Origin of the sequence: Aggregatibacter sp. Marseille-P9115, assembly GCF_920939465.1 — a bacterium.
In the GTDB taxonomy this organism is placed as follows: domain Bacteria; phylum Pseudomonadota; class Gammaproteobacteria; order Enterobacterales; family Pasteurellaceae; genus Aggregatibacter; species Aggregatibacter segnis_B.
Genome location: NZ_OV100759.1, coordinates 32,281 through 44,109 on the forward strand (window position 1 = coordinate 32,281; position 11,829 = coordinate 44,109).

General features: G+C 41.5%; 11 protein-coding genes. 10 read left to right on the plus strand and 1 reads right to left on the minus strand.

The annotated features are described in order from the left end of the window. Nucleotides 1-978, minus strand: a complete 978-nt coding sequence (locus tag LQ983_RS00155) for an aminodeoxychorismate synthase component I (protein WP_230621196.1) — start codon at nucleotides 976-978, stop codon at nucleotides 1-3. 94 nt (nucleotides 979-1,072) lie between these two features. On the opposite strand from LQ983_RS00155, the gene LQ983_RS00160 reads away from it, so the two are divergent. The 10 genes from LQ983_RS00160 to LQ983_RS00205 all read left to right on the plus strand — a co-directional run bounded on the left by LQ983_RS00160 (nucleotide 1,073) and on the right by LQ983_RS00205 (nucleotide 11,716). Further along, nucleotides 1,073-1,639, plus strand: coding sequence for an anthranilate synthase component II (locus LQ983_RS00160; protein WP_230621197.1), 567 nt, complete (start codon nucleotides 1,073-1,075; stop codon nucleotides 1,637-1,639). 152 nt (nucleotides 1,640-1,791) lie between these two features. Further along, nucleotides 1,792-2,736 (plus strand): 2-hydroxyacid dehydrogenase, encoded by a 945-nt coding sequence (locus tag LQ983_RS00165; protein WP_230621198.1) that lies wholly within the window; start codon nucleotides 1,792-1,794, stop codon nucleotides 2,734-2,736. Between the two features lie 88 nt (nucleotides 2,737-2,824). Continuing rightward, entirely contained in the window at nucleotides 2,825-4,771 is a 1,947-nt protein-coding gene (locus tag LQ983_RS00170; RefSeq protein ID WP_230621199.1) for a TonB-dependent siderophore receptor, read from the plus strand. A gap of 66 nt (nucleotides 4,772-4,837) precedes the next feature. Beyond that, nucleotides 4,838-5,677, plus strand: a complete 840-nt coding sequence (locus LQ983_RS00175) for a helical backbone metal receptor (protein WP_230621200.1) — start codon at nucleotides 4,838-4,840, stop codon at nucleotides 5,675-5,677. 225 nt (nucleotides 5,678-5,902) lie between these two features. Then, the gene (locus tag LQ983_RS00180) at nucleotides 5,903-6,880 is read left to right on the plus strand and encodes an iron ABC transporter permease (RefSeq protein ID WP_230621201.1); all 978 of its coding nucleotides are present in this window, start codon (nucleotides 5,903-5,905) and stop codon (nucleotides 6,878-6,880) included. 4 nt (nucleotides 6,881-6,884) lie between these two features. Further along, the gene (locus tag LQ983_RS00185) at nucleotides 6,885-7,646 is read left to right on the plus strand and encodes an ABC transporter ATP-binding protein (RefSeq protein WP_230621202.1); all 762 of its coding nucleotides are present in this window, start codon (nucleotides 6,885-6,887) and stop codon (nucleotides 7,644-7,646) included. A gap of 174 nt (nucleotides 7,647-7,820) precedes the next feature. Beyond that, nucleotides 7,821-8,891 (plus strand): ABC transporter ATP-binding protein, encoded by a 1,071-nt coding sequence (locus LQ983_RS00190; protein WP_230621203.1) that lies wholly within the window; start codon nucleotides 7,821-7,823, stop codon nucleotides 8,889-8,891. Further along, a complete protein-coding gene (locus tag LQ983_RS00195) occupies nucleotides 8,888-9,757 on the plus strand; it encodes an ABC transporter permease (protein WP_230621204.1) in 870 nt (289 codons plus the stop codon). The genes LQ983_RS00190 and LQ983_RS00195 overlap by 4 nt, the downstream gene beginning before the upstream one ends. Further along, nucleotides 9,754-10,605, plus strand: a complete 852-nt coding sequence (locus tag LQ983_RS00200) for an ABC transporter permease (protein ID WP_111294256.1) — start codon at nucleotides 9,754-9,756, stop codon at nucleotides 10,603-10,605. Before LQ983_RS00195 ends, LQ983_RS00200 begins: the two co-directional genes overlap by 4 nt. 19 nt (nucleotides 10,606-10,624) lie before the next feature. Next, complete coding sequence (locus tag LQ983_RS00205) at nucleotides 10,625-11,716, plus strand: extracellular solute-binding protein (protein WP_230621205.1); 1,092 nt, start codon at nucleotides 10,625-10,627, stop codon at nucleotides 11,714-11,716. Nucleotides 11,717-11,829: the final 113 nt, after the last annotated feature.

Sequence of the window (11,829 nt, forward strand, 5' to 3'; positions counted from 1 at the left end):
TTAAGCCTTCTGTAACGGCACATACACTTTTTGAATCAATTCTTGATATTCTTCCTGTGCGTCACTTTGAATGGTAATGCCCCCACCGCTGCGGAAAACAAAGCCTTTTTCTGTGTCTTCAATAAAACGAATTGCCACCGCACTTTGTAATTTCTCACCGTCAAAAATACCGAATATACCGGTGTAATAGCCACGAGGTTGTTGTTCCGCCTGTTGAATAATTTGTACGGTTTTTTCTTTTGGGGCGCCACTGATAGATCCGGCCGGTAACAGTTTGGCAAGAAGAGAGCCGATTTCTTTCTGCCAGTTTTCCGCCAATTCACCACGAATTTCAGAACTGGTTTGCAAAATGGCGCCGCGTTCTGTTTGGATTTCTTCCACATAACGAAAGCGAGTCACTTGAATGTTTTTAGCGACGGTGGCTAAATCATTCCGCATTAAATCCACGATGGTGTAATGTTCTCGCTGTTCTTTCTGATTGTTGAGCAAGGTGGCTTGGGCATGGGGAAGTGTTGCATCAATGGTGCCTTTCATCGGATAAGTGAAAATATGGTTGTCGTATAAATTGACAAAACATTCCGGTGAAAAACACACAAATTGATCTTTGAACAACAATTTATACTTCGCTTGACTCTGTTGGAAAAGTTGACGTAGTGAATAATGGGTTTCAATCGGTGTCGGGTAGGTCAGATTCAGCAAGTAGGAATTACCGAAGCGCTGTTCCTGTTGTACTAAATCAAAGCCTTTTTGATAGTCGGCAAAATTCATTGGCTGTTTATGTAAATAAAAAGGCGCTATCGGTAAATCTTCCCGCCAATTCACGTTGGTATAGTCGGGAAATTGGACGAAAATCCCTTGTTCATCCATTTGATTTAACGGACACAATATCGGTTTTTGTTGCTCAAAATCGATTAAAAAGAAGAAGGGCGTTTTCGCTTTGCCAAATTGGTTTGCTTGTTGAATAAAATCTTGCCACATAACATTATCTCGTGAAAAATCGGCGAAAATTTTAGCTTAAATTGCCATAAAATTATATACTTCACTGCCTACTTAGCCCTCAGAGAAAGAGTTTATGTCGCTACTGATCATCAATAATCACGATTCTTTTACCTTCAACTTAGTGGATTATATCCGCCGGTTGAACGTGCCATTTCAAGTGGTCAATGTGGAAGAACTGGATTTAGATGCCGTGGACGATTTTTCTCATTTATTGATTTCTCCCGGCCCAGATGTACCACGCGCTTATCCGATATTATTCGACTTGCTGGCACGTTATCAGCACAGCAAATCCATTTTGGGCGTGTGTTTAGGGCATCAAATGTTATGTGAATTCTTTGGTGCAGAATTACATAATCTTCCGTCCCCACGTCATGGGCAAGCCAAGCGGTTGCAGTGTGTGGCGGAATCCCTTCTCTTTAAAGATATGCCGCAGGCCTTTCAAATTGGCTTATATCATTCTTGGGCGGTAAATGAGCAGAATTTCCCAAGCGCATTGCAAATTACCGCCCGTTGTGATGACAACATCATTATGGCCATGCAGCATAAAACGTTGCCGATTTACGGGGTGCAATTTCACCCGGAATCCTATATTTCGGAATATGGTGAGCAAATTTTGCGAAATTGGTTGCTGGACTCTTAAGAATCGCCATCAAAGTGCGGTGCTTTTTCGCTGCATTTTTTAGATCGGGATCACACAAATCACAAAAATCCTTTCTCTCCCTTGTTTTTACGCAAGGGCTTATTTAAGGTTAGACGTTATATTCAAACGTTGTGAAACTAAAGGAGTTTTTGATGAACATTGTTTTTCTCGATCGTACCGGTATTCCCGCAAGCCATGATATTCCACGCCCAAGCTTTTCACACACTTGGACGGAATATGACCGCACTTTGCCGGAGGAAACGTTTGAACGTACCAAAGACGCCGATATTGTGGTGACCAGCAAAGTGGTGTTTGACCGAGAATTATTAAGCCGCTTACCGAAATTAAAACTCATCGCAATTACTGCCACCGGTACCAACAACATTGATTTAGACGCCGCGAAAGACTTGGGTATTGCCGTGAAAAATGTGACGGGGTATTCCAGTGTGACTGTGCCGGAGCATGTATTGGGCATGATTTTCTCATTAAAACATAGTCTTATTGGGTATCATCGCGATCAAGTGACCTCTGATCGTTGGGCCACCTGCGGACAGTTCTGCTACACCGATTACCCGATAACAGATGTGCGTGGCGCGACGTTAGGTGTATTTGGTAAAGGTTGCTTAGGCACAGAAGTGGGGCGTTTGGCGCAATTATTGGGTATGAATGTCTTGTATGCGGAACACAAAGGGGCAAGCCATATTCGTGAAGGCTACACTGAATTTGAAACCGTATTGAAACAAGCGGATATTGTTACGCTGCATTGCCCGTTAACCGACGCCACAAAAAATTTAATCAATGCTGAAACGTTGGCATTAATGAAACCGACCGCTTATCTCATCAATACCGGGCGAGGACCATTAGTGGATGAGACAGCATTGTTAGAGGCGCTAGAAAACGGCAAAATTGCCGGGGCAGCCTTGGATGTGTTGGTCAAAGAACCCCCGGAAAAAGATAATCCGTTAATCCAAGCGGCAAAACGTTTACCAAATTTATTAATCACGCCGCATATTGCTTGGGCAAGTGATTCGGCGGTCACCACCTTAGTGAATAAAGTCGCGCAAAATATCGAAGATTTTGTGGTGCACGGTAAGTAATTTTTGCTTCCTGTGCTATGATGTGGCGCCTGAAAAAAGGGCGCCATTTTTTGTGGCAAATTTCGTCTTTCACATTGGAAAATTTAGAATGAAGAAGAATCTTATTACGACAGCAATGTTATTCAGTTTACCGGCGCTTGCGTTTGCCGCTGAACAAGCAAAAACCGAATTAAAACCTATCAGTGTTTATTCTGCGTACGCCACCCCGGTGAACCAAGATCAAACCGCTTCATCTGTTACTGTTCTCACTGAAAAAGATTTTGCCGAGCGCAACGCGACTTATGTGAGCGATGTGTTGAAAACCGTGCCTGGCGTGGCAATGGGCGCCAGCGGTGGACGCGGTGCGATAACAAGTCTTTTCCTACGTGGCGCAAATTCAAAACATACTACCGTCATTATTGACGGCATTCGTGTTAATCCGGCTGATACTAACTTTGATTTCGGCGGTTTAGCGTTAAGTAACATTGAACAAATCGAAGTGTTACGTGGTGAGCAATCTGCACTTTGGGGTAGTGATGCCATGGGTGGCGTGGTTTATATCACCACCAAAAGCGGATTATATAAAGACAAAGAATTTAACGTTGATTTCGACTTAGGTGCAGGTTCACACCGCACCCGTGATGGCTCTGTTACCCTTTCCGGTCAACATCACGGTCTTTACTATGCCCTTCATGGCGATAGCCATCGTACGCAAGGGATTTCTGCGCGTAGCGAACGCGTATTTAATTATACGAGCGTATCCGGCGCGAAAAGCACAAACGTGCCGGCAACTGAAAAAGACGGCTTCCACCGTGATAATGTGTCTATGCGTTTAGGTTTTGATGATGGTAAAAAAGGCGTTGATTTCCTGGCTTCACATTCATCTCAAACCGTTCATTTCGATAATAGTGCAGAGTACGAAAGAAAATTTGATGACAATACCCGTACACGCGAAACCCGCTATAAATTAAGCGGCTATTTTGGTAATGCAGAAGATTTATTCGTGCATAAGGTGGCGGTAAGTCACGTTAAAACGGATGCTGATACTGCACAATATCAAAGTTGGGCTTCCGCTGTTGGTAAAACAGAATACGACAGCAAAAAGTTGAATACGAACTATCAACTTGATATTAACTTCGACCGTGAAGGCGAAGTCAAACAAGCCGTCAGCGTATTAGCGGATTACCAAAATACGAAATATATCGCTTCCGCTTACAATTTTGCCGAGAAAAAATTAACAGAGAAAAGTGTTGCCGCAGAGTACCGTTTATTTACTGAAGCGGACCACAGCCTTTCTGTTAGCGGTCGTTATACTGACAACAGCGTATTTGAAAATGCTTTCACCGCACGTCTTGCCGGTGCTTATCGCTTATCACCAAATGTAAAAGCACACGCTAGTTTGGGTAAAGCTATTCACAATCCGACCATGTCCGAATATTACGGTTGGGGTGGCACTTGGTTAGCTAACCCGAACTTGAAAGCAGAAAAAAGCTTGGGGGGCGAATTTGGTGTTTTACTTGAAACCGATGATAAGCGTCATAGCTTGGATACGACTTATTTTGCCCGTAATGTAGATAACTTTTTAAGTGACGAAAATTCCCTTACCGGCAATTACATGAATCCAACAAATCGTGCGGTAAACCGTGATGGTAAAACCAAAATTAAAGGCGTAGAGATTGTGTATAACGGAAAATTTACTGATAGCCTTTCAGGTTATGCGAACTACACTTACACCTATATTAAATCTGAAAATGATCAATATGGTTCAAACTATGTTCGTCGTCCGAAACACACCGGAAACCTAGGGTTAGCTTATCAAGTCACAGAACAATTAGGTTCTGATGTCAATGTGTCTTATGTGGGTAAACGTCTTGATTCCGGCGATTTCAAAATGCCTTCATATACCTTGGCAAATTTAGGTGTGAACTACCAACTCACGTCAAACCTCAATATTTATGCGAACTTAAACAACGTATTTAATAAAAAATACGAAAACGTCCTTGGCTATGGTCAAGACGGACGTCATGTTTATGTTGGTTTGAGAGGATCGTTCTAATCATAAGGCGGACTTTAGTCCGCCGAATTTTTTAATCATGGCGGGCTGAAAACCCGCCTTCGTTATATGAAAAAAACATCCGTTATTTTCACCGCACTTTTTCTTTCCTTTTCTGCACACGCGGAGGAATTTGTTTCGCTCACCTTGTGCAGCGACCGACTGCTTGCGGAAATTGCCCGGCCGGAACAAATCGCGGCAATGTCGCCTTACTCTCAACATCCCCGCATGATGCTGGATAAAATTAACCGGGATAAACCTATCCTTGAACCGCAACTTACTGCATTGTTGCCTTATTTGGATAAAACGCTATTGATTAATGAAACCTTTTATCCGCAATTGGTCGCTGATTTAAAGCGCCTTGGTGTAAAAATAGTGCCGATTAACGACAGCCCACAAACCGCTGAAGAATTATTTGAACTCCTGTTGCAACTCGGAAAAATCACCGGTAATGAAGCCTATGCGGAACAGTTGGTAGCAAAATTAACATCACAAAAGACCAAACTGAATGTGTCCTTGACCGATACGCTAATGTTATCGGAAACCGGTGCAGTGGAACCCATTTTCCCGCAATATAACGTGCTATTAACATTGCTTGGTTTAACACCGTTAAAATACCCATTGACCCCGCAAAATTTTTCATTGGAAAAAGTGCTGCTTGTTCAACCTAACGGGTTAATCGAAATCACTGACCAACAAAGCTATAACGAACAGGCGGAATTGCTTGACCATCCGCTGCTAAAAAAATACTTTGAAAATCGACCGCACTTTCGTATTCCGATGAAATATACTTATTGCTTTGATCACGGCGTGTGGCAGGGGGCGGAGAGGATTTATCAACAATCTAAGTCATGGAATTCGACAAATCTTTCTGAATTAGACAAATCTCCCCTAACCCCTCTTTACTAAAGAGGGGGATTTTCGTTATTAAATTAACCCAGATGGTGAGTTTATAATTTTTATGTATGCATGATTAAAATGAAAGACATCAGAATGATAAATTATCGATACAATAGTCCCCCTCTTTAGTAAAGAGGGGTTAGGGGAGATTTGTTAAATTAATAGGAAGAGATTTGATAACATTAAAACGAAGAACATACCAAATGATCTTTGGATTACACAGGAAATAGCACCTTGACAAAAACACAAAAATTAAACACCGCACTTTTCTCATTTTTGCTACTGATAACAGGCATCGCCCTTTATCATCAACTCGGCGATTTTGCGCATCTTAAAAATGCGGATGGGGTGCTCACTGATATGCGTTCGCTTGTACTGTGGGATGTTCGTGTACCGCGCATTGGTTTGGCGATTTTAACCGGCGCCTGTCTTGCTCTTGCAGGGAATGCCATGCAGGGTATTTTTCAAAATCCATTGGCAAGCCCGGGTTTGCTCGGCAGTAGCGCCGGGGCAACTGCTGCCAGTGTGCTTATTCTTTATTATTTTTCTGTGCCATTTACGGTATTGCTGTTCGGCGGTGTTGCAGGGGCATTAGCGAGTTTTTTATTGGTGTATGCCATTGCCAAAAATCATGGCACGACCATGATGCTCCTCAGTGGTTTGGCGGTGAATATGTTGCTTGGTGCCGCCATTGCGTTGTTGTTATCTAACGCCAAAAGCCCTTGGGCGCTAGCAGAGCTTTATCGTTGGTTACAAGGCTCATTAGTGTGGGCGAAGCTTGACACTTTGGTGATTTCACTGCTGATCGTTCTGTTTGGTTTAGTTTGTTTATACCGCGAACGTCGTTATGTGGATTTACTCAGTTTCGGTGAAGAGACCGCCGGCACCATGGGGATCGATCCGAAACGCAGTTTTTTTATCACCACCTTTGGTGTTGCGTTGCTCGTCGGTGCAACCATTCCGCAAACGGGTGCCATCGGTTTTATCGGTTTAATCGCACCGCACTTTGCACGAATTTTATTGAAGCAACGCCCATCACAACTTTACATAACAAGTGCCTTATTTGGGGCTTTATTGCTGTTAATTGCTGATCTTTGTGTGCAGTATGTGCCGTTTTTCTCTCACATTTACATCGGCACGCTCACGGCAATGATTGGTGCCCCGTGTTTAATTTGGATTTTATTGACGGAACAACGCAGATTGGCAAGGTAACTTTATGATTAAAATCGAGAATCTCTCCCAACCTTACGGCTTAAAACACATTAACTGTACTATTTCAAAGGGCAAATTGGTCGGCATTATGGGAGCTAACGGTGCGGGCAAATCGACGTTGCTGAAAACCATTGCCGGTATTTTGCCTATTGATAAAGGTGAAATTTGGTTCGATGACAACAGATTAACCACCATGAGCGCCGCACAAAAAAGCCAACAGTTAGCTTACCTTGCACAAAATACCGAGATTCACTGGGATTTATCTGTGTATGACGTTATCGCGTTAGGCCTGCCGAATCCGCCTAATCGAGCCAAAGAACAAGAAAAAGTGCGGTCGATTTCAGAAACGTTTTCCGTTTCACATTTATTAGAAAAATCCTTTCGGCAACTTTCCGGCGGTGAAAAAGCCCGTGTACAACTTGCCCGTTGTTGTATCAAAAATGCCCCTTTATTGCTCGCTGACGAACCCATCGCAGCCCTCGATCCGTTTTATCAAATCGATATGATGGAACAACTGAAATCCCTCACACCAAGCCACACCTGCGTGGTCGCAATCCACCACCTTTCTTTAGCCTATAAATTCTGCGATGAAGTAATTTTATTGAATCAAGGAGAAATCATTGCCAATGGCGAAACAACACAAGTGTTAACTGCTGATAATTTGGCAAAAGCATTTGGCATTCAAGCAGAAATTGATGAAGCGAAAAAAGAGATTATGGGGATTGAGAAGTTAAGTAATGAGCTATATAAAACTGATTATGCGTAATATGCTCTAACTGTAAATTATCATTATTGTTTTTATAATGTTAATAAATTCAATGGGCAATGTGATCCTTATCACGAATCCAAGATTCTCCCGCCTATTTAATTGACACCCAATTCCTGCAAGTTTATTAATACAACAATAAATTTAAATAAGCCAAGCAGGAAGGATGTCAACATGGCAAAGTTAGAAATTAAAAATATCACAAAAAAATTTGGTGATTTTTACGCGGCGAATAATATTACTTTTACCGCCGAGGAAGGGGAGTTTGTCACCTTATTGGGACCTAGTGGCTGTGGTAAAACCTCGTTGTTGAAACTCATTGCTGGTTTCCATGTGCCGGATGAAGGTGAAATTCTGATCGGAGGAAAAAATGTTAATGATGTTCCGCCGGAAAAACGTAATACTGCCATGTGCTTCCAATCTTATGCCCTTTTCCCTCACCTCAACGTCTCTCACAATATTTGTTATGGCTTAAAGCAACGTTCAATCGATATAGAAGAACAAAAGCAGCGTTTAAACCTCGCGTTGAAACAAATGGATTTAGAGTTTCATAAACTAAAATTACCAAGCGAGCTTTCTGGTGGACAACAACAACGTGTTGCATTGGCTCGTGCTATGGTAACCCGCCCTGATGTAATTTTATTTGATGAGCCGCTTTCAAATTTAGACGCTAAATTGCGCGAAAGTGTGCGTTTTGAAATTAAGCAACTTTCCAAGCAATATAATTTAACCAGTATTTATGTGACTCATGATCAGGCAGAAGCTTTAACCATGTCCGATAAAATTATCGTTCTAAATAAAGGGGCGATTGAGCAAATCGGTTCTCCGCAAGATATTTATCATCATCCGAAAAATCGCTTTGTAGCAGATTTTATCGGTATCGCGAATATCACGAAAGCCAACGTGAAAAACATCGGTGAAAATCTGTATGCGGTCAGTTCTATTTTTGGTGATTTCACAGTATTTTCTGAGAAAAAACCGGAATCAGAACGGATTTATATTTGTTTTCGACCGGAAGATATTGAATTGTTACCAAACGCACAAACAGAAGCGGAAAATCAAATCACGGTGGATATTGTCAACACCGCGTTTATGGGAAATATCACGGAAGTACAAGGTGTTATTAAACGTAATGATGAAGAGAAAAAATTACGTTTGCAACTGACGAAATGCCCAAGTTTAAGCGATAAACTTACTTTTACGATTCCTCGCAATGCGATTACATTTTTGGAGTCCGTAAAATGAAAAATTTCAAAAATGATCTAAAAGCATGGCTCTTGCTGTGTAGTGGCTTAGGTACGATCCTATTTTTAATGGGGTCCACATTCTATATTGTAGTTTCGCAGAGCCTCGGTTTATACAGTATGAGTGGTGAAGAAAGCCAATTTAGCCTGGAATATTGGAGAGCGGTATTAAACAGTCCCGTATTTCAAAATTCGTATATGTATTCCGTAAAAGTGTCCCTATTAGGCGCGATTTTATCCATCATCGTGGCTTATCCTATTGCTATGTGGTTGCGTAAAAAATTGCCTGCCAAGGTAACGATCATCACCATCTTACGGGCGCCTATGTTGGTACCGGGTTTGGTTGCTGCTTTTTTGTTTGTCAATATGATTTCTTATCACGGTATTCTTAATGAAGTGTTTGTTTATTTAGGCATTTGGGACGAACCGAAAACCCTACAAAATGACGAATTTGGCTGGGGGGTAGTGATTTTACAAATGTGGAAAAACATTCCTTTTGCTTTAATTCTTATTGGGGGCGCGGTCAATTCGTTGAAAACCGATTTATTAGACGCTGCTGCGAATTTAGGTTCTAACCCTTGGCAACGTTTTTGTTATGTGATCTTTCCGCTGACCTTAGGTGCGGTGCAGGTTTCCTTTATTTTGATCTTTATCGGCGCATTGGGCGATTTTGCCTTTTATAGCATCGCCGGTCCGCGTAGCACTTATTCTTTGGCGCGTTTAATGCAAATGTCCGCCTATGAATTTGAAGAGTGGAATCAAAGTGCGGTCATGGCGTTAACCATTATGCTGACCTCTGCCTTTTTCACCATTTTAGTGTCATTACTAATTAAACCATTAGCCGTCAAACGTGGAGAAGTCAAATGAGCAGTTCCGCACAAATCACAACGAAAAATGGTCGATTAATCGCACGTATTTCTTTAACTTTCTTTATTCTTGCCAATTTTATTTGGTTGTTTTTGCCATTTTTAATGGCGGGGCTTTGGTCATTAGTGGATCCGGAAAAGCCTTGGAGTTATCCGGATATTTTCCCTCAATCATTATCTTTTGAACGTTGGAAAATCGTATGGGAAACCACGTCTTTACCGGAGGCCATGTTTAACAGTTATACCATTGCGCCTACAGTTTCTCTGATCACGATTTTACTTTCTCTGCCAACCGCCTATGCTTTTGGGCGTATGGAATTTAGAGGTAAAAAATTAGCGGAATTATTAACACTGATTCCGTTGGTTATTCCCGGTATGATTATTGCGTTATTTTTCAGCCGGATGTTATTGGATTTAAATATTAATAATCCGTTTATTGGTATTGTTATCGGCCATGTCGTACTCACTTTGCCTTACGCTATTCGTATTTTATCTGCCGGTTTCTCTTCTGTACCACAAGACCTCATTGATGCCAGCCGTGACCTAGGGGCATCTAAGTTTACTGTTTTCAAAGACGTATACATGCCGATGTTAAAACCAAGTTTTTTGGCATCGATTATTTTCTGTTTGGTGAAAAGTATCGAAGAATTTGCTATTGCTTTCGTTATCGGTTCACCGGATTTCATCACCGTACCAACGATTTTATATTCCTTCCTCGGCTATTCTTTCATTCGTCCGAATGCGGCCGTGGTGTCTATTATCTTGTTGGTGCCTAACATCATTTTAATGATGATTATCGAAAAATTACTGAAAGGGAATTATCTCTCTCAATCCACAGGAAAAGCATAATTTTAACAAGGAGAATCTTATGCAAAAAAATATCCGTAAATTTGTTTCTATTAGTCTTACCGCAGCAGCTTTAGCTGTAAGTACGCTTGCCTCTGCGGCTACAGATTTAACTGGTAAATCTTGGAGTGAAATTGAAGATTTGGCAAAAAAAGAGGGGAAAGTCACCGTAAGTGTATGGTATTTACAACCTCAATTCCGTAATTTTGTCAAAGCGTTTGAAAGCCAGTACGGCATTAAAGTCAAAGTACCGGAGGGGACACTAGACGGCAATATTAATAAATTAATTGCTGAGAAAAATTTGGAAACCGGCAAAATGGACGTTATCGTACTTAATGCGGACAGACTAGGTAACGTGGCGAAAAATGATATTCTTGTCAAACTCAACAATTTGCCGAATTTCGACAAACTCAACCATCATTTGCAAGGGGTAGAATTAGGTGATGTGGCGGTAGGTTATTGGGGTAACCAAACCGGTTTAGCGTATGACCCGTTACGGATTAAAGAAGAGGAGTTACCTCAGTCTTGGGGTGATATGGAAAGTTATATTGATAAAAATCCGAAAAAATTTGGTTATTCTGATCCGAATGGTGGCAGTTCCGGTAATGCATTTATTCAACGTGCCTTAGTCTATATTAATGGCGACTATGATTATCGCACCGATAAAATTGATGAGGCACAAATTGCTAACTGGAAAAAAACTTGGGACTGGTTTAGTAGTAAAAAAGATGCGTTAATCCGCACCGCCTCCAATGCTGACAGCCTAACCCGCCTAAATGACGGTGAATTGGTGATTGTTTCCGCATGGCAAGATCACTTATTCAGTTTGCAAAAACAAGGTGCGATTACTGACCGCTTGAAATTCTATGTACCAAAATTTGGTATGCCTGGTGGCGGTAATGTAGTGACTGTGGCGAAAAATGCGCCAAACCCAGCAGCATCACTTGTTTTTGTTCATTGGATTACGTCACCTGAAGTACAGCAAAAATTAAGTGAAGAATTTGGTGTACGCCCACTAGATAGTCAATCTGGCTTGAAAGATACTATTTTCTTCTCAACGCCATGGCGTAAAGCGGAGATGGAATCTTTCACAAAAGAGGTGATTTCGCGTTAAGTTGATGAAAATATGATATGAAATATTGGCTCGCGTTTTTCAGGCGAGCCTTTAATCTAAAAAGTGCGGTTCGTTTTTTCAACGTTTTTCATTTGAGAAATACCAAAAAACTG